Origin of the sequence: Desulfonatronum zhilinae (assembly GCF_900182865.1) — a bacterium.
GTDB lineage: Bacteria > Desulfobacterota > Desulfovibrionia > Desulfovibrionales > Desulfonatronaceae > Desulfonatronum > Desulfonatronum lacustre.
The window spans coordinates 99,944-121,757 of sequence record NZ_FXUJ01000013.1; the positions used below are offsets into that span (position 1 = coordinate 99,944).

A 21,814-nucleotide genomic window follows, 5' to 3' on the forward strand; every position below is an offset into this window, starting at 1 on the left:
GTGCCCGATTCCAAGGATTCCATGACCATTGCGCTTCCTGACGGTTGGGCCGTGTGGTTCACCGGGCTGCCCGGCTGCGGAAAGAGCACCCTGGCCAAGGCGGTGGGCCGCGCATTGGAAGAGCGCGGGGCCTCGGTCATTCATCTGGAAATGGACGCTCGTCGCAAGACCTACTTTCCGACCCCGTCCTATTCCCCCGAAGAACGCATTCAGGCCTACGAGCGTTTTATCCAGGAAGCCGCGGACCTGGTCGCCCAGGGCCATGGCGTGCTCATGGACGGCACGGCTCATCGTTTAGCGGTGCGGACCACGGCTCGAAAACGGATTCGGCGATTTGCGGAAGTCTTTATCCGTTGCCCCCTGGACGTGGCCATGGCCCGGGAACGGGAACGGCCCGAAGGGCTGGTCATGGCCGGGTTGTATGAAAAGGCTCTGGATCGACAACGCACCGGTCGCGAACATCCCGGCTTGGGGCAGGTGATCGGAGTGGACGTGCCCTTTGAGGAAAACCCCGACGCGGAGTGCGTGGTGGACGGCGCGGTCTCGACCATTGACCAGGCCAGGGATCAGGTGTTGCGATTTTTGGAGAAATGGTTCTCATGAGCGCTCCGCGATTTCACATCACGACCTTCGGTTGTCAGATGAACGTCCATGATTCCCAGTGGCTCGCCCGGTCTTTGGAAGGCCTGGGTTGGGGGCAGGGCACGGAGATCGACGCCGACGTCCTGGTTCTGAACACGTGCAGCGTGCGGGAGAAGCCGGAGCAGAAGGTCTACAGCCATTTGGGCCGACTGCGAGACCTGTGGCTGCGCAACCCCGAACTGCTGGTGGCCGTGGGCGGTTGCGTGGCCCAGCAGGTGGGGGAGGCCTTTTTCGCGCGGTTTCCATACGTTCGGCTCGTTTTCGGTCCGGACGGACTGCCCATGGTCCCTGACGCCCTGGCCCGTTTGATCCGCGAACCCGGTTTGCGACTCAGCCTCCTGGACTTCACGGAGTCCTTCCCCGAGCGTGATGCGGCCCTGCCCGGGCAAAACGTCCAACGCCAGGCCTACGTCACCATCATGCAGGGGTGTGATAATTTTTGCGCCTACTGCATCGTCCCGCTGACCAGGGGCCGCCAGCGCTCCAGGTCCAGCGGGTCGATTCTCGACGAATGTCGGGGTCTGGTGGACCGGGGTGTACGGGAGATCACCCTGCTGGGCCAGAACGTGAACAGTTATGGGCTGGATTCGAAGGGTGCGGAGACAGCTGGAGAACCTGGGTTTCCGGCCTTGCTGGAGGCCATCGCCTCCCTGCCCGGGCTGCGGCGACTGCGTTTCACCACTTCCCACCCCAAGGATCTGTCTCCGGCAACCATCGACGCGTTCGGTCGTCACCCGAACCTGTGCCCCCACCTGCATCTGCCTCTTCAGTCGGGTTCGGATGCGGTATTGCGGGCCATGGGCCGAAAATATACACTTGACCGCTATCTCGACTTGGTTGAGGGATTGCGTCGGGCTCGCCCGGAAATAGCCCTGACCACGGACCTGATCGTCGGCTTTCCCGGCGAAACGGATCGGGATTTCCAGCACACCCTGGACGCCATGCGCCACGTGGGCTTTGCGAGCAGTTTTTCTTTTGTCTATTCGGACCGTCCCGGAACCAGGGCCGCGAACATGGACGGCAAACTGGACCGGGACGTGAAGGCCGAACGGTTGCGGGAGCTGCAGGACGTGCAGGCCGAACTGTCCGAGCAGTGGCTGCGCGGGATGGTCGGCAGCCGGGTCGAGGTACTGGTGGAAGGCGAGAGCAAGAAAACGTCGGAAGACCTCCCGAGCTGTCGCGGGCGAGATGAATTCGGGCAGACCGTGAATTTTCCCGTAACGTCGGGAGTTCCGCGGGATTTGATCGGGAGCGTCGTTCCGGTGCGGATTCGGGAGGCCAAAAAGCATTCGCTGTGGGGATGCATGGAGGAGGACGGATGATTGAAATGCACATCTACGGACTGGCCCTGGACGAGGACAGTCAGGTTCCGGTGCTGATCCTCAAGGACAAGTCGGATAAACAGGTTCTGCCCATCTGGATCGGGGCCATGGAAGCCGTGGCCATCTCCATGGTCCTCAACGATGTTCGTCTGCCCCGCCCCATGACCCATGATCTGCTGCTCCAGGCCATCGAGGCTCTGGGCGGCGAGGTGCGCAACGTGGACGTGGTCCGGCTGCACGACAACACCTATTTCGCGGAAATCGAGGTGCTTCAGGGAGAGTCATTGAAGCGGATCGATTCCCGACCCTCGGACGCCATCGCCCTGGGCTTGCGGGCCCAGGTGCCGATCCGAGTCAGCGAGGAGGTTTTGGCCCATATCGTGGAGGTGCGCGAAAACCGGTACCAGGCGGTCCTGAAGACCGAGGACGCCCAGCAATGGAATGAGATCCTGGAAAAATACACTATTGACGACACCAAATACAAAATGTGATCCGCTTATGATTGATCTGCACACCCACACCCTGTTCAGCGACGGAGCCCTGCTGCCCACGGAACTGGCCCGACGGGCCAAGGCCGCCGGGTACCAGGCCATGGCCTTCACCGATCACGTGGATGCCAGCAATCTGTTTCTGGTCTTGGAAAACGTGGGCCGCGTGGCCGCCCAGGGCGCGACGTACCTTGGGCTGGACATCCTGCTGGGCGTGGAATTGACCCACGTTCCTCCCGGATTGATCGCCCGCTTGGCGGATTTGGCCCGGATGAACGGGGCCGAACTGGTGGTCGTCCACGGCGAAACCATTGTCGAACCCGTGGAACTGGGCACGAATCTGGCGGCCATCGAAGCCGGAGTGGACATCCTGGCCCACCCCGGATTGATTACCCCCGAGGAGGCCCAACTGGCCGCCGAGCGGGGCGTGCACCTGGAAATCACCACCCGCAAGGGCCACAGCCTGACCAACGGCCACGTGGCGGCCATGGCCCGCCGTTTCGGCGCGAAACTGGTGATCAACAACGACGCCCACGCCCCTGGGGATCTGATCTCCCGCGACCAGCGCCGCCGCGTCGCCCTGGGTGCCGGCCTGACCCAGGACGAATATCTGCAAGCCGAGGCCAATTCGTGGGCCTTGGTGGACAGGGGAAGGCGGAAGGGAGAGGGATGAGGGCTCAACCCCTGAACCGTGAACCGTTGAACCCCTGAACCCCCACCACCATGTCCAACCTTATCGACCAGGCAGCCGATATCTGGCGTTCCTCGCGGAGCGTCGTCGCGTTGACCGGGGCCGGGATTTCCGTGCCCAGCGGGATTCCGGATTTTCGCAGCCCCGGCGGGTTGTGGTCCCGGTTCGACGCCAACGTGGTGGCCAGCACCTGGGGCCTGGAACGCAACCCCAAGGCGGTGTGGGAGTTTCTCCTGGACGCTTTGACCATGTTTGGGAACGCCGCGCCCAACCCGGCTCATTTGGCGCTGACCCGGCTGGAGCAGGCCGGACGGCTGGACGTGGTGATCACCCAGAACATCGACGGTTTGCACCAGCAGGCCGGCACGCGCAACGTGATCGAGTTTCACGGAAACTGCCGTGGGTTTTACTGCAACGCCTGTCGGCGCGATTATTCCACCAAGGCGGCTGAGGGGTTGACCTCCGCGGACCTGCCCTGGATGTGCGAGGCCTGCGGCGGCGTGGTCCGCCCGTCGTTGGTCTTTTTCGGCGAGGCCATCCCCCAGGCGGCCTTGACCGAAAGCCAGCGCTGGAGCAACCGGGCCGATCTGGCGGTGATTATCGGCACCTCCGGCGACGTGGCTCCGGCCAACATCATCCCTTATCAGGTCAAGGCCGGAGGCGGTCGGGTGGTGGAGATCAACCTGGGGCCGACCAGTTACGGCGATCTGGCCGACGTTCGCTTGGACCTGCCGGCCGAAGAGTGCCTGCCGGAGCTGGTGGAACGGTTGGAGGGGGATTGAGTTCAGGAGTCAGGAGTTTGAACCGGACTTGAGCGGACGCGCGAAACGGCATCAATAATCACAAACAGGTACAGGAAATTCATTCATGGAGCTTCTTCCGCAGACAGGCATTTGGGATCTGGTCCGTCAGGCGACCATCGTGGTGCAACTGGTGATGCTGCTCTTGGTGGGCATGTCTCTGGCCAGTTGGAGCATCATTTTCTACAAGATCATGATTCTGCGCCGGGCCAAGCAGCAGGCCCTGGTGGACTTCAAGCGCTTTCAGAGCGCCCCGGACCTTGGGTCAGCGGTTCATATCCTGGCTCGCGGCGCGGACTCGCCGCTCTACCCCCTGGCCTACCAGGCAGTGGCCGAACTGAAGCGGCTGGAAGGGGCCACCATGCCCGCGGCCCAGAAGAGCAAAATCGCCATGGACAACCTCCGCCGCGTCCTGCGTCAAAACGTCAGCAGCACCATGCGTAATCTGGCTTCCTCGCTCTCGTTCCTGGCCACCTGCGCCAGTTCGGCCCCGTTTATCGGGCTGTTCGGCACGGTCTGGGGGATCATGCATTCGTTCCATGCCATCGGGCAGATGGGCAGCGCTTCCCTGGCCACCGTGGCCCCGGGCTTGTCCGAAGCGCTGGTGGCCACGGCCATCGGCTTGGCTGTGGCCATCCCCGCGTCCGTGGCCTACAATTACTTTCGGGGAATGCTGGGCAGCATTGAGGTGGAGCTGATCAATTTCGCCGGGGCGTTCTTGAACCGGGTTCAACGTGAGCTGCCCTGGGTTTCCGGGCAGTTGGAGCCCGAAGAGAACGGGCTGGCGGAACACGAAATCTAGGCGCTCCCGGGCAAGGAGAAAGTTATGGAAGGCCATACCGGTCAAGGATATATGGACCAGATGAACGTGGTCCCGTTCGTCGACGTCATGCTCGTATTGCTGGTGATCTTCATGGCCACGGCTCCCTTTATGACCGAGGGGCTGGAGGTGGATCTGCCCCAGACCCGGACCGTGCAGACCCTGCCGCAGGACGAAGACACCTTGGTCTTGACCATCCGAAGCGACGGCTCCATTTTTCTGGATCAATACGAGGTGGCCTTGGGCGGGCTGGGTGAGCATGTCCAACGCTTGATCCAGACCCGTGACAGAATTCTCTATCTCCGCGCGGACAAGGACGTGCCTTACGGGCTGGTGGTCCAGGTGATGGCCGAAGCCCGCGAGGCCGGTGTCGAGCGGCTGGGCATCGTGGCCGAGTCCGAGCCTCGGGATCCTTAAGCCGGTTCCAAGACGGGGCGATTTTTCGAGGTGAGGGTGGGTATTCCTAGGCATGTTCTGGTTTTTGGGTTGTCCCTGCTTCTGCATGTCGGCGTGCTGGGGCTTGGATTGTTCCAGCTGTCTTCCAGCAAGCAGATCCGGGTCGATCTGAGCAAGCCCGTGGTCTATCAGGTGGATTTGGTCCGCCTTGATCCGCCCGCTCCCGGTCGCCCCGCTCCCTTGGCCCCTTCCGCCCCGGCTCCCGCGCCGCCGGTCCCGGCGGCCCAGGAACAACCCAAACCCGCGCCCAAGCCGGCGGTGACGCCTCCCGCGCCGCCGCCACCGCAGCCCAAGGCCGAGGTCCCCATCCCGGAGCCGCCCAAACCGACCCCCGAACCCAAACCGGCGCCGAAGCCGGAACCCAAGCCGGAACCCAAACCCGAACCACCGAAACCCGCTCCGAGTCCTCCCAAACCAGAGCCGCCGCGACAACCCGCTCGGACCGAACCGACCCGGGAGCAGGTCATGGCCGAGGCCCTTGGGGCCGTGCAGCGAGATGTGGCACAACGGGCCCAGCCGGATGCAAGAGATCAGGCTCTGGCCGGCCTGCGCCAAAGCGGGGCCACCGGTTCCGGCGGTGCGGACGGACAGGCCGGGAGTGGTTACGGGGGGCTGTTGGAAGTTTACGCGCAGATGGTGGAGAATCGGGTCAAGGCCCAGTGGCGGTTCCCCAAGGGCGCTTCGCGACAGGATCTCAGCGCGGTGCTGGATATCTCCCTGGACCGGGACGGTCGTGTCCTGGGCAGCCGCGTGGTGCGTTCCTCCGGGCATTCCGGTTTCGACGCCTCCGCGGAACGAGCAGTGGAGGAGACCGGGCAACTGCCGCCTCCGCCTCGTCCCGACTTGCGTACCGTCCGCATCACGTTCAATCTTCAGGAGTTGTAACCAAATATGCACTTGTTTCATGTATCTGACCCGCGACGCTTGGCGCTGCTTTTGTTGATCCTGTCGTGCGTGGTCTTCTCGGTCCGAGACGTCGGCGCGCAACAAACCTTGAGCATCGACATCTTCGGCCCGGGGCAGTCCCAATTGAATATGGTCATGGCCAAGCCCCTGGGACTGGCCGCGGGACAGCAGCCTCCGGTCGAGGCCGATACTCTTGCCGGGTATCTGGAGGATTATCTCGGATTCATGCCGTTTTTGCGGCTGATTCCGGGGAGCCGTATCCTGGGAGGTGACGTGCTGCCCGGAGTCACGGCCCAGGACATGGATTTCCGTCGGTTTCGGCTGGAACGGGTCGATCTCGTGCTTACCGCCGGATGGGGCGGTCCGAGCGGTCCGGTGGAGCTACGGGTCTTCGAGACCTTTGAACAGCGGCTGATTCTGGGCAAGGCCTACACCGGGGCGACCCCGGCGGATCTGCCCGAGATCGCGGCCAGGTTTTGCGCGGACCTCATGGCGGAACTGACCGGGCAGGGGGATTTTTTTCGTTCCACCTTGGCGGTGGTCCGGACCCACGGAGAGAACAAGGAAATCTGGGCCTCCTCTCCCCTGGGCCAGGGGATGCGTCAGGTGACCAGCCTGGGGGGCATCAGCATGAGCCCGGCCTGGTCCAGGGACGGACGACGACTGGTGTTCACCCTGATCAAAGACGGCCGGCATTATCTGGGGATTCTGGACAAGGAAAGCGGTGACGTTCGACGCGTTCAACTGCCTGGGAACAGTGTGATTTCTCCGGTATTCGACCACAGAGGCAATATTTTCGTCAGCTTGAATCCGGAAGGCAGTCCGAACATTTACCAGCTTTCCGAGGATCTGCGCATGGGCCCAAGAGTGGTTCAGAGCTGGGCCATCGATATTTCGCCGAGTTTCGACGCTACGGGCTCGAAAATGGCTTATGTTTCCAGCAGGCTCGGAAATCCTCATATTTTTGTTGTGGACATTGCCTCTGGGGAGTCCCGCCGGGTTACGTACGAGGGGACCTACAATACCAATCCCAGCCTGAGCCCGGACGGGCGACTGGTGGTTTTTTCTCGCCAAACCAGCGAAGGGCATAGAATTTTTATGCACGACCTGCTTACGGGGAGGGAACGGCAGTTGACTTTTGGGCCAAGAAATGATGTCAGTCCGGCTTGGGCACCGGATAGTTATTTTATTGCATTCAGTTCCAATCGGAGTGGGGAGTACAAGATTTATCTGACCACCCGGAACGGCGACGAGGCCCGGCTGGTGCCCCTGGGCGAGGGAGAGTTCGCGTCGCCGGCCTGGACGCGGCAACCGTGATGCGTTTTTTTCATCAACAGTTTTTTAAGGAGAAAAGGTATGAGGGGGAATTGGGTTGTTGGATTGGGGCTGATCCTGGCCATGATGCTGGCCTTCGGGTCTGGCTGCGCCAAGAAGCAGGTTGATTCGAGCCCGGTGGGCGTCAGTGCCGAACAGGCCGCTGAAGAGGCGAGACTGCGGGAAGAGGCCAGACTGCGGGAGCAGCAACTGGCTGAAGAGCGTTTGGCCAGGGAGCGTTCCGAATCGGAACGGGCCCGGTTGGGCCAGGTGGCTGAAATGATCACCGCGAACATGATTCATTTTGACTTTGACAGATACGACCTGCGTTCGGACGCTCGGGAAGTCTTGCAGACCAAGGCCGAGTTGCTGAAGCAAAACCCGGATGTCCGCCTGCTGATTGAAGGTCATACCGACGAACGAGGCACCTCCGAGTACAACCTGGCCTTGGGTGAGCGCCGTGCCCGGGCCGCGTATGAGTTCCTGGTCCTTTTGGGCATCAGCCCCAATCGACTGCAGATCGTCAGCTACGGCAAGGAACGCCCCTTGAATCCGGCCAGCAACGAGACCGCCTGGGCCCAGAACCGTCGCGCGCAGTTCCGGATACTTGATATGTAGGAATGTGAAAGGTTCTTGAACCGACCACGAATAAAAAACGCCGCCGGGGTTGCCCGGCGGCGTTTTTTATTCGGCGTGGGGGCTATGCGTGCCAGTCCTGTCTGTATTGCGACTATGTCAGCGAAACCACGAGCCAGAGCAGGGTCGCCGCCGGTAGCGCGGCCACCGCGTCGTCGAGCATCACCCCCAGCCCTCCGGGAACCCGCCGTTCCACCGTGCGAACCGGCCAGGGTTTGAGAATATCGGCAACTCGGAAGAACACGAAGCCCGCAGCCAGTTGCAGGGGAGTCAGCGCGGCAAAGGGCAGCAGAGTCAACCACTGACCCAACAACTCGTCCACCACCACGCATCCGGGATCCTTGCGCCCGAATAACCGCTCGGCCCTGGCCGCGGCCCAGGTCCCGACCACCAGCACACCCGCGAGTACCAGCACGCGCAGGGAAAAAGACAGCGGCATGAACAGCCATGGAGCGGCGACCACTGCGGCCAGGGAGCCCCATGTCCCCGGAGCCTTGGGCAGAAGGCCGAACGGTCCGAGGGTGGCGATGGTCGAAGCGACGCGGTCGAGAAAAGCGGGCATGGGGTTATCTTTCGTGTGGGCCCGACCGGTTGTTCAGAAGCGCGGTAAATACGCTTCCGTCATAAGTGCCGAGCCCGGAACGGCATCAGAACGGGTTGATGTGCTCCTGTCTCGTGTAGTGCAGGTAGCCCACGCTGGCACCCAGGCGCAGGCCGACACCGGTGCGGATGGGCGCGAGGACGATCTCATTGCTCTTTTGGTAGTTCATGCTGAACCCGCCGAGGACGTAGACACTGCCGTCCACCCCTGGGAAACGCTGGAAAATCAGGTTGGGGTCGGTCAGGTTGTAGACCAGGGTGAAGACCTTCGCGGCATGCAGCCCAACGTCGAAGCCCATGGACGGCCCCTGCCAGTACACGTCAACAGGGGACTGCCCCTTTAGCTGCAACTGCCCCTTGCCGTAACGCAGCCCGACCACCAAGGCCCCGCCGGCCTCGTCGCCCTTGATGAATCCGGTTGGACGGCCTTGGTCGGCGAATACTCTGTTCAGGATGTCGGCCAACCCTTCGGAGGTCCCTTCGAAGAAACCCTCCACATGATTACTGATTTCTTCCTTGCTGTAGGTTTGGGATACGCTTTCCATTTCAGGGGGGGCTTGGGCTATGACCTGGGTCAGGGCCAGGAAGGAGCAGAGCCAAGCCGTCAGCCCCATGACGATGATCGTACGTCGAAAAGTGTTCATAATTTTCTCCGGGTTGCCTCGGTTTGGGAGTCAGGATGACGTTTCCTGTCGGATCGTTATTTCAAGCGATGATCCGCAGGCGACACTACTTTGAACGGCGGGCATGATCAAGATGGAAAGGCTTGAAGATACAGGGGGGCGGAATTGTGCATTGTTCCGGATATTGTTACATTGAGGTTACGAAAGTACGTCGTTTTTCGATTTTGCCAATTTTTCAACATTTCATGGATATTTCGTGAAGCTGTCGACCTTTGTGGACCGTCTTTATTTCGACCGGAAGGACTTCGAGCTGTTGGCCATCGTCAACGATGTTCTGCAGGGCGAAGACGAGCCGAACTTGAAGAGCTTGCTCACGCCGTACCTGCATCCTCACGGTATCAAGGAGATGGCCGCCAGCACCGGGTTGCGGGTGGCCTACGCCGTGGTTCGGCTGTTTCGTTCCCTGGAGCGCAGCGACGTTGAGGAGCGATTGCGCACCCTGCAGGCGTTGCGGGAGGAAATTTTCTCCATGTCCGGTGTGGCGCTGCGCAACAATACGGCTCGGGTGCTGCTGCAGATCATGAAGGAGCTGGTTCGGGCCGAGGACGAGAGCGCCAAACTCCAACTCGCACGGGATTTTCGGGACGCGGCCACTGGACGCCCTCGGGCCATTGCCCGTCAGTTGCGCAAGTACCATTTGGTGGAAATGCCGGAGGCCTGGAACCAGATCGCCTTTGACGATCATGTCCACGACGCCAACACCAAGGGCCGTAAATCCGCCACCCACCTGATCATGGACGCCTGGATCAAGGGCATCCGGCGGCTGCGGGTGATCTATTACAACTCCCTGACTCCGGAGGTGGCCGAGGAACTGATGCGCGCGGCTGAAATCATGGAGGTGGACGTTCGGGTCGGGCTGGAATTTTCGCCGCGGTTTCGCGGAAGGTATCTTCGCTTGATCTGGACGCCGCGAGGCTTCACGGACACCCGTGATTTTCTGGGGTTCATCCGCCAACCGGATGTCCAGGAGTTCATGGACGAGGGCCGCCGTGCTTCCGATTTCAAACAGGCCTATGTCTTCGCGGTCCTGGACGCCTTCAACGAGACCCACCGCCTGGAGATCACCCGTCGTTTCGGCGTGCTGATGCCCGAGCTGTCCAGGGACGACCTGCTGCATCTCGTCGGCACCGGACAACCTTCCTTGCACCACCTGGGCAAGTTGATCCACGATTCCCTGTTGTCGCTCTTTCGGGAGCGACTGGACGATTTGCACGAATGCTGCGCTTTTGGCGGGGACGACCAACGCCGGGCCGCCATGGAGCTGGCCGAGGATATGAATCGGTTCGACGCCGAGGCCGTGATTGAGGGCTATCTGCGCCCTGCTCGAAATCCCAAGCTTTTCAACCCGTTCGTGCCGGCGGATGACGACCAGGCCCCGTCATTGTTGCGGGCGTCCCTGCCGGAACTGCTGGCCCGTTTGGAGCGCCTGCACGCCCGATTCCGGATCACGCTGGGGCTCAGCGGACTGTGGGCCGAAGATGTCCTGGAACTGTTGGATCAAGCCCGGGGCCGGATTACTCGTTTGGAATCCTTCAATTTCAAGGATGCCGTGTATGGGCGATGTCCGGATCACGTCCGCATCCTGGAACTGCAAGCCGCCCTCAATTCCGGCAATGCCGTGCGCCTGAAGCGTCTGGTCATGGACATCGTGCACCGGGTGGAGGGCGACCCGGAACGCGATTCGGGCCAAAAGGCTGCGCTACGGAAAATTCTTGAGGAGTTGGAGCATTTTCGGGGGTATTACCGGAACACGATGCTCAAGTCGCGCATCGGTACGGACTCCACCGGCGGATCAGCCAAGATTCCGGGGATGGGGCTGGTCGTGGTGGACACGCTGCCCAAGAAGAGCCGACGGCAGGTGGAACACCTCCGCGGCGAGCCCGAGAACAGGCTTGGATCCGCCCATGGAAGCACTCCCTTGAACGCTCTCGGAACGGTCCAGGAATCTTCGCGAGCCTGCGTTTCCGGAAACGGCAGGCGGTGCATTCCCATTCGGATCGATGTGGCTCTGCGCCGGACGTACAGCCTTGGTCGCCGCAACCAGGGGCAAAGCCGGTGCCTGGGTCTGGGTTTTGGCCTGGGAGAGCAGGTTACGCGAAGCTTATCGCGTCGTCTGCTTCGCCCGGTAAGCGAGGAGTGGCTGGTGGAAGGATATCGTTGCGTTCCGCCTGACCAAAGCAATATTCGCCTGCTGGGCGGGTACGCCAGCGAGGAGGAAAAGAAGCTGCGCCTGGACTGCACCGCCACGTCCAAGGCCAAGGAGCGCCCGCATTCGCGCTACCTGAACACGCATCTTAAGAATTGGCTGAAAATTCTGTGCGGCTTTGTTCCGGCCTTCGCCACCTTTGCTCTGACCAAGGACTGGTGGGTGCTGGCGTACTTCGGGGCGTTGATCTGGTTCGGGATCACCGGGGTGCGCAACATTATCCAGGCCGTGCTCGGGGCTGGAGGGTTGCGGCGGACTCCGTTTTTGCACTGGAGCGAATACGTCAAATGGAATCGGATCTCAGATTCGTTGATGTACACCGGGTTTTCGGTGCCGCTGTTGGATTTGCTGGTCAAGACCATGCTTCTGGATCGGGGGATGGGGATAACTGCCGAGTCCGGGCCGATGGCGCTGTATGCCGTGATGGCGGTGGTCAACGGGCTGTACCTGGCCGGGCACAATTTGTTTCGCGGACTGCCCAAGGCCGCGGCCGTGGGCAACCTGTTTCGGACGATACTCTCCATTCCATTGGCCTTGATTCTGAATTTTCTGCTCGGCTTTGCCTTGGGGGCGGCCGGCGTGCCGGCGGTGGGAGTGGTGCTTCAGAACTGGGCCGCGGTCATTTCCAAGCTGGCCTCGGACATCGTGGCCGGGTTCATTGAGGGGCTGGCCGACCGAGCCGTGAACTTTCGGGAGCGGAGCTTGGACTACGCGGCCAAACTGCGCCGGATGTTCGACGTGTACGCCGGCCTGGAGCTGCGGCATCCGGATACCGAAGTGCTCAGCGTCCTGGAAAAACCGGAGCGTTTCGTCTGCGCGGCGACAAGGGAGGAAGAGAGTCTGAACCTGGCTGTTATTGTTAATGCCCTGGATTTGATGTACTTCTGGATGTATCAGCCCCGGGCGCGGCATGTACTGGAACGGCTGATGCGCCAGATGAGCCAGGAGGAGCGACGGGTTTTTCTGCTCTCCCAATATGTGCTCCAGCGCGAACGGGATATCTCCCAGCTCTTTCTGGACGGCTTGGTGGGCAAGAACTTTTCTCGCGCCCTGGCCTTTTATCTCCACGGTTGGCGGGGCTATCTGGAGGACATCCAGCGTCTCGCCGTGCATCTGCCGTCCGCGGAAAGGGGGGGCCGTCCGGCCTCTTGCTGACCCCCGGCAAGGAAGATGGGCGAGTATCCTGATCAACTCGCCCCGGATTTCCTGCCTTGCTGCGCGGCCTTAAGGGTGAACAGAAAGGTCGCGCCTTCGCCCGGGATGCTTTCCACCCATATTCGGCCGCCGTGGTGGCGGACGATGTGCTTGCAGATGGCCAGCCCCAGGCCCGTTCCGCCGTTGCCCTCGCTACGGGCCGCGTCCTGGCGGTAGAACCGTTCAAAGAGGCGTTCCTGGTGTTCGCGGGGAATCCCGGCGCCGTGGTCCCGGATGGCGAAGACCATGTATTCGCCATCCGGACGGCAGGAAATGTTCACCTTGCCTTTTTCGGGGCTGAATCGGATGGCGTTTTCCAGAATGTTCTGAAAAACCTGGACGAGCCGGGACTTGTCGCCAAGCACCCATGCACCTTCCGGGGCACCTCCTGGAGCGCCTCTTTGGCTCCTGCCCGACTCCAGATTGTTTTCGAACCGGATTTGCTTGCCCTGGGCCAAGGGGGCGCACATCTCCATGGCCGAGCGCAAGGACTCGGCGGCGTCCATGATCTCCAGGGTGTTGCTGGGAGCCTCGGCCTCCAGGCGGGCCAGTTTGAGCAGATCCGTGACGATGTTCGCCATGTGTTCGGCATTGCGCTGGATGATCCGTAAAAAGGAGCGGGCGGTTTCCGGGTCCGGCGGCGGGTCGCCCAGCAGGGTTTCGGTGTAGCCTTTGATGGATGTCAGCGGGGTGCGCATTTCGTGGGAGACGTTGGCCACGAAGTCCCTGCGAATTTTCTCCATCCGCCTGGGCAGGCTGACGTCCTGGACTACCAGCACGGCTCGTTGACCGCCGGAGGGGTCCTGATAAGTGTTGATTCTGGCTTCAAGTTCGTTCCCGCCGGGGCGATGGAGCAACAGGCGTTCTTCCTGGTCCGACATGCCGTGCAGGACGCGCTCCATGGCTGAGGCCAGTTCCGGCTCCAGAGTGGCCTCCAGGATGGTTTTGCCTTCCAGTTTCTGTAATTTCGGGAAGAATTTGCGAAAAGCCGGGTTGGCGGAAACGATTCGTCCATTCTGCCCCAGGGTGAGCACGGCCTCGCTCAAGCCGTTGAACAGGGCTTCGAGCTGAGCCTTTTGTTCCTCCATGTGGTTCACGTGCCGGGAAATTTCTTCGGCCATGGTATTCACGGCCTCGGCCAAGGGAGAGAATTCGCTGCCCCGGTCGACGTGCAAGCGGCGGTCATAGGCTCCTTTGCCTACATCGGAAACCAGATTGATCAGCCGCCTGATGGAGGAGAAAATCGTCTGGGTGAACCAGAAGCTCAGCAGCAGTGAGACGATCAGGCAAATTCCGAGAATGATGAAGAAGCGCTTCTTGAGAATGTCCACTTGGTCGTACAGGTTGGACAGGGGCAGGGCGATGCGCAGCACTCCGGCGGTTTCGTCGCCCATGGGACAGCGCTGGGCGACATAGATCAAGTCCCTGCCGATGGTGCCGCTCAGCCGGATGTCCGTGCCGACGCGGCCTTCCCGGGCGACCATGATTTCCGGGCGCGTTCCGTGGTCTTCCACCTCCGCCAGGCGGTCGGCCCGGACATGGCTGTCCGCCGCGACCCGGCCATTGACGGTATAGGTCAACCGGACGTCCATCCGTCCCCCAATCTCGGTGGCCCAGGCCTGCATCGCGGCTTCATCGCCGTGAAATCCCGCGGAGAGGAACTGCCAGCAGGTGGCGTTGAGCAATTTTTGGGCCCGGTCCTGGCCGTGGTCGATCAGGTCTGAGCGGACGGTTTGGGCCAGGAAGACGTACATGGGGATGAACACGGCCAGTAACAACCCCCAGAACAGGGCCAGAATTCGAAAACGCAGGGATGATTTCGCCATGGCGGGCCTCAAGGAGTTCGGGCGAGACGTCGTATCTGCGCCCGATACGTTGATAATTGATGGTTAAAGCAAAAAACAGGTCGGGAGATGCCGTGACGACTTGGGACGACCTGGGAACGACCTGGAAGGTTTATTGAGAGCCAAGCCAGGTCGGCGGAAGGAACCGATCTTCTGCTACAGGACCTTTGTTACAAGATGTTGACGATATTTTGACAAACAGGTGAAGATTCTATACTTGGCGGTTTCTCCATGGCCGTTCTTGAAGCTTTTTTCCACATCTTACGGCGGATACCCTTGAGCCGCAACGAGCTGGAGTCGGAGCGCCGATCATAAAGCTCGAAACATTTCCGGAACACAACCTACCCCATACATAATGGACCTCGTCACCATCGTCCTGATTCTGGCTGTTGTCGGAGGCCTGCTGATGGCCTTCAGCATCGGCGCCAACGACGCCGCCAACGCCATGGCCTCCTCCGTGGGTTCACGGGCCATCACCGTCAAACAGGCGGTGCTGATTGCTTCCACTCTGGCTTTCGCGGGCGCCGTGTTTCTCGGCGCCAACGTAGCCGCGACAATCTCCAGGGGGATTATCAATCCGGAGATGATTCCGGATCAAAATATCCTGATGTTGGGGATGTTGGCGGCGTTGCTTTCTGCCGGGTTGTGGGTACTTCTGGCCACGCTGTTCGGCTTTCCGGTTTCCACCACCCATTCCATCGTCGGGAGCATTCTCGGTTTCGGGTTCGTGGCGGGCGGGCCGGAGGTAGTCCGGTGGGGCACAATGGTCGGCATTGTGCTGTCCTGGATCATTTCACCGTTTTTTGGAGCTTTGCTGGCCTACCTGGTCTTTTCGCACATTCGCAAAAAAGTCTTGAGTGCTCGGGACTTTGTCCGCAACGCCAAGCTATGGGCCCCTTTTTGGCTGGCCATGACCGTGGTTTTGGTGATGACGTCCTTTTTGCTGAAGATGCCCATGGGCAAGGCCCTTGGAATCAGCGTCTACGCCATTTTCGGCTTTGCTTGCGTCGTGGCTGCGGTGGTCTGGGGCGTCGGCTACCTGGTGGTGGGCCGACTTCTGCACGGCGTGGAGCAGGGGCCGGAATCCATGGAGGAACTGTTTCGGCGGATGCAGATCGGCATGGCCTGCTACATGGCCCTGTCCCTGGGGGCGAATGACGTGGCCAACGCCATCGGGCCCGTGGCGGCTATTTGGGTTATCGCCCGGACCGGAGGTTTGGCGGCCACGGCCGAGGTGCCCCTCTGGCTTTTGCTGTTTGGAGGAATGGGCATTGCCGTGGGGGTTATGGTGCTCGGGAAGCGGGTCATGTCTACGGTGGGGGAACGGATCACTCTGCTGACCAACACCCGCGGTTTTTCCGTGGGCTTCGGTGCGGCCACCACGGTTCTGATGGCCTCGAATCTGGGGATGCCGGTTTCCACCACCCATGCTACGGTGGGCGGAGTGGTTGGTGTCGGCCTGGCAAGAGGTTTTGCCGCGGTGGATTTTCGGGTTTTGGGGAAAATTGTGATGTACTGGTTGCTGACCGTTCCAATCGCCGCCTTTACGTCCATTGTTATTTTTCAACTATTACGATGGTCCGTGTATTAAGAGCGGGCCGCACGCCCACGAGGTGACGTATGCGGGTTCGAATTCCTTTTTTGAGCATGATTGGCGGGCGTTCGCCCATGGACGGTCTGCTGGAGCACTACAGTCAGGTGGAAGCCGCCATGACGATCATCAACGAGTCGTTGTTGTGCTATATTGGTGGCGGCAGTGCGTGCAAGGAGTTCCAGCTTTTGAAGCAGGAACTGGATCAGCTTGAGGAAAAGGCGGACAAGATCAAGCGCAACACCCGCAACCATTTGCCCCGCGGTCTGTTCATGGCCGTGGATAAGACCTTGTTTCTGAACTACACCCGGGCCCAGGACAACATCCTGGACTCGGCCCAGGACGCTCTGGACTGGCTGAACATCCATACGGTGAAGATCCCCGGAACCTTGCGCACCGGCGGCTTGACCATGGTCGAGGGCGCGATTCGGACCGTGGAACTGCTCAAGCCGGCTCTGGAAGGGACCATCCGGCTACTGCACACGGACTTCGCGGACCGCCAAGCGGTCAAGGACGGCTACCGGGCCGTGCGCAGCCAGCACAACGACGTGCGCAAGATGAAGTCCTTGCTGTTTCGCGAACTGTTCAGCGCGGATATGGAATTCAAGGACGTCTTCCAACTTCTGCATTTTTTCGAATACATGCACGAGATGAGTCACAACGCCGAAGGCTGCGCGGACATCCTGCGGGCGATGATCGCGAGATAAAGGGAAGAAGTCAGAATTCAGGAGCCAGGAGCCAGAATTCAGGAGGTGGAGTGCCCGGAGGTTTGCCCTTCATTCCGTTTTGATTTGCGAAAAAATGAACAAGCTTTCATGTGGCTGACGGCCTCATGAAACACATAAGAAAGGCAGCTCTCGCGAGCTGCCTTTTGTTTTTTCGCCTGTAGGGGCACGGCGCGCCGTGCCCCTACAGGTCCTTGCATTCTGCATTCTGAATCCAGAATCCAGAATCAATACTTCACCGTATTCGGGTGGTGGAAGTCGTAGTACATTTCCTCGATGTGGCAGACCGCGCAGTTGTCCCGGCTGCCGATAACGCCCTTATTGCCCTGGTATTGCAGGGGCTGGACGGCGTCCAGGTCCGGGTGGAACGCGTTTACTGCCGGGTATTCGGCGTGGGTGGGGCCGTGGCAGGCCTGGCACATCAGGCCGGATTCGTCGGTGCGCAGGCGGTACAGTCCCGAAGGGCCGCGGACCCAGTCGTTGAAGGCGGAAACGTCGCGACTTACGGGGCGTTCATAGTCCACGTGGCAGGACAGGCAGTCCGGCTGGTCGTTCCACGGCGTGCGCGGGTTGATGTCGTCCACCGTGCTGACCACCCGGGGCCGCAGGTCGCGCATCAGCCGCTGGGCCTGGGGCTTGCCGGCCTGATGTTCGCCCTTGAGCAGGGTCAGGGCGTGGTCTTCCAGGGTGCCGTGACAGTGGGTACAGGTCAGTCCGACCTCACTGGCGTGGACCCCTCGGGCGCAGTACGTGAAGCTGTCCGGCCCGGTGGGGTGGCAGGCGTGGCAGGGTTCCGGGCCGGGGCGGTCCAGCAGGTAGTGGACGTGGAAGCCGTGGATGGCCGCGGGCAGATTCAGTCGCTGGGGGTCGCCCTCGGCATTCAGCAGCGGATCAGGGTGGCAGCTTTGGCAGAGTACCGGATTGCCCTGTTCGGCCTGGGCCAGCAGGGTGGTTCCGTGGCGACGGTCATGCACGGCCAGGACGTCCGAGGCCGTGTCCGCGGCAATGCCCATGGCCCCGTCCCGACGCCAGGTTCCGCCGTGACAGTTGTGACAGCCCACCTCGGTGGAGACCGGGGCGACGGCCTGGGTCATGGCCAGCAACTCGCCGGTTTCGGCGTTCCGGGCCTCAATGGTGAAGATCGGATAGGGATTCAGGGAGCCGTCGTCCGCATAGGGCAGGACCGGAATTCCGCTGGCCATGAAGGTCCGGAAGGTCGGGTTGAGGGTCATTTCCCCGGTCAGTCCCATTCCGGTGGGCCCCACGTTGCGCGGCAGTTCCTTGCCGATCAGGGAGTCCGCGTAGTCCCAGAACTCCACCTGGGAGGCCGGGTCCCTGGAGCCCGGAGGCGCGGTGTAGGTGATGACCACGTTCTCGGTGACGATTTCCGGCTGGAAATCCCGGCGGACCAACTGGGCGTAAAGCGTACTGCCCGGGGGCAGCAGGGACCAGTGGGCGTCGCAGTCCGTGATGCACTTTTCGCCCAGGTTGCACCAGGCCAGCAGCACATACTCGTCCTGGTCCGGATCAAAGGGCGGGATGGTCACCTCGGCTGTTTGTTCCGGTCGTTGAGGCAGCCCTTGATCCGGAAGGGGCGCTTCCCGCTCGTGGACCGCGTGAACCAGAAAGTTGGCCAGGGCGTCGCGTTCCTGGGGCGTGCCCGCGAAGCGGGGCATGTATTCGTAGACCCGGCCGATGCCGGAGATCATCGCGTCCATGCCGAAGACCCCGAACTTGGCGGTCAGCGGACGGATGTCGTTGAGCGGACCATCGATGGAATGGCAGGACGAACACTGCCCTCGGAACAGCTCCCGTCCGGCGGCCTGCTTGTTGGCCTCGGTGATTTCCCGGTGTTGGATCCACTTGGCGGACTGGAGGTATCCGGCCTGGGTGATGGCGTCCTCGGTGCCCTTGATGATGGCGTTGGAGTACATGTGGCCGTAGATCACGTAGGGTCGGCGCCCGGCCTCGCGGATCATCTCGAAGCTGCCCATGTAGAACAGGCCGATGGCCAGCAGGACCAAGGCCATGGGCCGTTTGATCCCCGCGGGCATGCGCACGGCCATGATCAGGCCGCCGATGAACAGCAGGGCCGAGATCCACAAAAAGCCCTGGAAGTAGGGCACGATTTCCGGGTTGCGGCCCAAGATCATGGCCGTGGGGCCCTCGGGCAGGATGGACACGTACCACCAGCCGGAGAGCAGCAGAAAACCGAAGGGAACCAGCAGCCACTTGGCGCAGTGCCGGACCAGGGTTTCGCGCAGTTCCGGGTCCTTTTCCCAGGTGGCGGTGACAAAGCCGTAGAGCCCGGCCAGGATCAGGGCGATGAAGGTCCGGAAGGCCAGGGCCGGCCAAAATGACGGATTGAAGAAGCCGTCCCAGAAGTCCCGGGTGGTCAGCCAGTCTCCGGGGGTGAGCATGAAGCCGATGATCCCGTTGATCATGAACAGGGACATCCAGGCAAAGAAGAAATACAGCCAGCCGATGAGCATGTGTCGGCGGGGCTCCATTTTGCCGAAGGTGTAGAAGTAGACGAAGATGGCCACGATCTCGGCCAGAAAAAAGACCCACTCAATGGCCCAGGCAAAGACGAAGGTGTGGATCAGTTGGGAGGTGGCCGCCGGGGCGACCAGGGAAATGGTGAACCAGATGCCCACCCCGGTCAGGGCCCCGAAAACCAGGGTCACGATCAGGAAGAACTTGGCGTGGCGGTGGGTGTAGTCCAGAATGCCCCGGTTGTTTTCCCGTAAGCCCTTGCGCTCGGTGAGCACCAGAAACAGCCCCCCGCCGATGGCGAAGTGGGCGATGAAGACATGGATGATGGCGATGACCGCGATGAGCAGGCCGCCACCGGCCCAATACAGCTCCCAGACCGGATAACTCATGAGCGCACCTCCTTCCCGGCCATCGCGCCTTGTTTGAGCATCCAGGCAATGGCCCCCAGCCCCAGGACCAGGGTGATGATGAACAGGATCAGGGGCAGCTGTTCATTGGTCACGACCCGGTCGCTGACCTGAAAATACGGACTGAGATAGGCGTCCCGGAGCAGGTCGCGCTGGTAGACCATCACCGTGACCGTGGTTACCAGCAGGCCCGTTGTCAGGTAGACCTTTTGGCGCATGGCCGTGATCACGCTGAGCACGGCCAGGGAAACGCCGACCAGCAGGACGGCCGTATGCAGGCCCGACCCGCCCATGAACAGCAGGAGAATGTGCTGGGGCAAGGCCACCAGAAACCAGATGCCCACGGCGACCTGGACCATGGTGGCGTAGGCGAACCAGGCCATGCCGTGAGACACCCAGCGCAGGGCGTCGGGTTCGCCCCGGGCGGCCTTGTGCTGCCAGAGCAGGGCCAGAAACAGCCCGGCCACGGCCAGGGAGGCGACCACGAAATGCAGGTAGCGGGGGATCAGGGTGGGATCGCCCAGGTTCAGGATGGTCCCTCCGGGCCGGTCGAAATACTCTGGCCAGACCTCGGGCCTGAGCATCAGGGTCATGTTGTTGGTGTAAATGAAGGCCGTGGCCAGCAGACAGACCGCGGTCACGGCGATGAACACCGTGCGCAGTGCGCCCAGGGAGACGTATTTAAAATCGTAGATGTAGGCGCTGACATAGGCCAGCATCACCAGCCCGACCACGGCCAGCCAATACACGGCCATGAGCACGCTGCTGGTGTACAGGAACTGACCGTAGAGCACCTGCAGGAACAACAGCGGAGCAACACCGAAGTTGACGGTGAAGGCCACGATGAACGGCAGCTTCCGGGAAATATCCACGGTCAAAGGCTCGGTCTCGGCCTTGCCTCGCAGGTGGTGGATCAGGGCGATGACCGACGAGCCCAGCATCACGTTCATGAACAGCAGGTGAATGATGAAGGTAAGCAGCAAAAACGCGTAGAACCAGCCCCATTCAACGGGAATGGGCAGGGCCTCGGGGATCAGCGCGGCGGGATCCATAATGCGTCTCCAGGTTTAGCAGTCCGTTGAAAAACTCCCAATTGCTGCGTCGCTGCAAAAAGTTCAAACTCTCACGTATGAATAAATACGCTTCGACCTTGAACTTTTTTTTGCTCCTTGCACTTGGGGTTTTTGAACGGACTGCCGGATAAGGACTTTTTCAACACCCAGTTAGTGTGCGGCAATACTGCTACCTTCATCATGCCGGGGAATCAAGCTTGGCTGATGACGATCCATTTCCGGCTTCAGGAAGGGCCGAAACGCGGCGGCCCTGTGGCAGATCAAGGAACTCCGCGTCCCCGAAATCCTTGAAACAGTTCCTTGTCTTCATCACTTCATGTTTTCCTGAATCCGTGAAGTTATTGCAATGCTAATACAGTAACAGTGCAGTCTTTTTCTTGACTTTGTTCAATCATTTAGATATGTTCAGTCATCGACGCAGTAACTTTACAAACTCACCCAATAGGTGATGGGGGCGATGAGTATGGGCATATCCAAGGTGGTTCACAAGGAAAACCTCCAGGCCGGGCCAGCCGGCTTGGTGTTCGTAGGACAGATGGCCAAACTGGCAGGTCTTGATGCTGTGGCAAAGCAGGTGACCATCGGTAGGCCGCAGATATCCACAGAAAACATCTTGAAAACCATGCTCGGGCTGATGGTCCAAGGGAAAACTGATTTTGATCACGTCAAACCGCTGGCAGGCAACCGGTACTTCATGAACGCCGTTGACATCGGCAGGGTGCCTTCGGCGGAAACCTACAGGCAAACCTTTCAGCGCATCGCCCTGAACACTGAGCTGGAGGCCATGCTTCCGGGATGCTCGGTCAAGCTCTGGAAAAAGACCGGCATGGCTCATGAGTACTTGCAAAAAGACGACAAGAAATGGGTTCGAGTGGATATCGACCCGGTGATCTACGACAACGACGAGACCAAAAAAGAAG

General features: G+C 60.9%; 18 protein-coding genes and 2 pseudogenes. 14 read left to right on the forward strand and 6 right to left on the reverse strand.

The features are described from left to right. The 10 genes from AC559A_RS11610 (at position 1) to pal (ending at position 8,057) form a co-directional block, all read left to right on the forward strand. The gene (locus AC559A_RS11610) at positions 1-603 is read left to right on the forward strand and encodes an adenylyl-sulfate kinase (protein ID WP_498818041.1); all 603 of its coding nucleotides are present in this window, start codon (positions 1-3) and stop codon (positions 601-603) included. Then, positions 600-1,964 carry a tRNA (N6-isopentenyl adenosine(37)-C2)-methylthiotransferase MiaB gene (gene miaB, locus AC559A_RS11615; RefSeq protein ID WP_498818042.1) on the forward strand — a complete coding sequence of 455 codons (1,365 nt, stop codon included), beginning with the start codon at positions 600-602 and terminating at the stop codon, positions 1,962-1,964. The genes AC559A_RS11610 and miaB overlap by 4 nt, the downstream gene beginning before the upstream one ends. Beyond that, complete coding sequence (locus AC559A_RS11620; RefSeq protein WP_028571275.1) at positions 1,961-2,455, forward strand: bifunctional nuclease family protein; 495 nt, start codon at positions 1,961-1,963, stop codon at positions 2,453-2,455. The genes miaB and AC559A_RS11620 overlap by 4 nt, the downstream gene beginning before the upstream one ends. A gap of 7 nt (positions 2,456-2,462) precedes the next feature. Beyond that, entirely contained in the window at positions 2,463-3,125 is a 663-nt protein-coding gene (locus tag AC559A_RS11625) for a histidinol phosphate phosphatase domain-containing protein (RefSeq protein ID WP_498818043.1), read from the forward strand. A 50-nt stretch (positions 3,126-3,175) separates the two neighbouring features. After that, the gene (locus AC559A_RS11630; protein ID WP_028571277.1) at positions 3,176-3,925 is read left to right on the forward strand and encodes an NAD-dependent deacylase; all 750 of its coding nucleotides are present in this window, start codon (positions 3,176-3,178) and stop codon (positions 3,923-3,925) included. Positions 3,926-4,010: 85 nt separating this feature from the next. After that, positions 4,011-4,745: a MotA/TolQ/ExbB proton channel family protein gene (locus AC559A_RS11635; RefSeq protein ID WP_028571278.1), complete on the forward strand. Its 735-nt coding sequence runs from the start codon at positions 4,011-4,013 to the stop codon at positions 4,743-4,745. A gap of 24 nt (positions 4,746-4,769) precedes the next feature. Further along, positions 4,770-5,180 carry an ExbD/TolR family protein gene (locus AC559A_RS11640; protein WP_498818044.1) on the forward strand — a complete coding sequence of 137 codons (411 nt, stop codon included), beginning with the start codon at positions 4,770-4,772 and terminating at the stop codon, positions 5,178-5,180. A 36-nt stretch (positions 5,181-5,216) separates the two neighbouring features. Continuing rightward, positions 5,217-6,104 carry a cell envelope integrity protein TolA gene (gene tolA, locus AC559A_RS11645; protein ID WP_498818045.1) on the forward strand — a complete coding sequence of 296 codons (888 nt, stop codon included), beginning with the start codon at positions 5,217-5,219 and terminating at the stop codon, positions 6,102-6,104. 6 nt (positions 6,105-6,110) lie between these two features. Further along, on the forward strand, positions 6,111-7,442 hold the full coding sequence (locus AC559A_RS11650) for a hypothetical protein (protein WP_498818046.1): 1,332 nt from the start codon (positions 6,111-6,113) through the stop codon (positions 7,440-7,442). 39 nt (positions 7,443-7,481) lie between these two features. Beyond that, positions 7,482-8,057, forward strand: coding sequence for a peptidoglycan-associated lipoprotein Pal (gene pal / locus AC559A_RS11655; RefSeq protein ID WP_028571282.1), 576 nt, complete (start codon positions 7,482-7,484; stop codon positions 8,055-8,057). Positions 8,058-8,169: 112 nt separating this feature from the next. Here the strand turns inward: pal and AC559A_RS11660 are convergent, their stop codons facing one another. Continuing rightward, on the reverse strand, positions 8,170-8,637 hold the full coding sequence (locus AC559A_RS11660; protein WP_498818047.1) for a phosphatidylglycerophosphatase A family protein: 468 nt from the start codon (positions 8,635-8,637) through the stop codon (positions 8,170-8,172). Between the two features lie 85 nt (positions 8,638-8,722). Further along, a complete protein-coding gene (locus AC559A_RS11665; RefSeq protein WP_498818048.1) occupies positions 8,723-9,319 on the reverse strand; it encodes a DUF1134 domain-containing protein in 597 nt (198 codons plus the stop codon). Between the two features lie 235 nt (positions 9,320-9,554). Between AC559A_RS11665 and AC559A_RS11670 the strand changes: the two genes are divergently transcribed. Further along, complete coding sequence (locus AC559A_RS11670; RefSeq protein ID WP_498818049.1) at positions 9,555-12,719, forward strand: hypothetical protein; 3,165 nt, start codon at positions 9,555-9,557, stop codon at positions 12,717-12,719. Between the two features lie 32 nt (positions 12,720-12,751). Here AC559A_RS11670 and AC559A_RS11675 read toward each other — a convergent pair whose 3' ends face one another. Next, a complete protein-coding gene (locus AC559A_RS11675) occupies positions 12,752-13,264 on the reverse strand; it encodes a sensor histidine kinase (protein WP_498818052.1) in 513 nt (170 codons plus the stop codon). Positions 13,265-13,300: 36 nt separating this feature from the next. Next, positions 13,301-14,584, reverse strand: a pseudogene (locus AC559A_RS11680) (sensor histidine kinase); the annotation flags it as partial. A gap of 373 nt (positions 14,585-14,957) precedes the next feature. Between AC559A_RS11680 and AC559A_RS11685 the strand changes: the two are divergent. Both AC559A_RS11685 and AC559A_RS11690 read left to right on the forward strand, forming a co-directional pair. Beyond that, the gene (locus AC559A_RS11685; RefSeq protein ID WP_028571284.1) at positions 14,958-16,193 is read left to right on the forward strand and encodes an inorganic phosphate transporter; all 1,236 of its coding nucleotides are present in this window, start codon (positions 14,958-14,960) and stop codon (positions 16,191-16,193) included. Positions 16,194-16,222: 29 nt separating this feature from the next. Next, the gene (locus AC559A_RS11690; protein WP_028571285.1) at positions 16,223-16,900 is read left to right on the forward strand and encodes a DUF47 domain-containing protein; all 678 of its coding nucleotides are present in this window, start codon (positions 16,223-16,225) and stop codon (positions 16,898-16,900) included. Between the two features lie 245 nt (positions 16,901-17,145). On the opposite strand, the gene AC559A_RS11695 is transcribed toward AC559A_RS11690, so the two are convergent. Then, the gene (locus AC559A_RS11695) at positions 17,146-19,803 is read right to left on the reverse strand and encodes a cytochrome ubiquinol oxidase subunit I (RefSeq protein ID WP_498818050.1); all 2,658 of its coding nucleotides are present in this window, start codon (positions 19,801-19,803) and stop codon (positions 17,146-17,148) included. After that, a complete protein-coding gene (locus AC559A_RS11700; protein ID WP_498818051.1) occupies positions 19,800-20,873 on the reverse strand; it encodes a hypothetical protein in 1,074 nt (357 codons plus the stop codon). The genes AC559A_RS11695 and AC559A_RS11700 overlap by 4 nt, the downstream gene beginning before the upstream one ends. 484 nt (positions 20,874-21,357) lie before the next feature. On the opposite strand from AC559A_RS11700, the pseudogene AC559A_RS11705 reads away from it, so the two are divergent. Then, positions 21,358-21,814: pseudogene (locus AC559A_RS11705) on the forward strand (IS1380-like element ISDth1 family transposase); the annotation flags it as partial.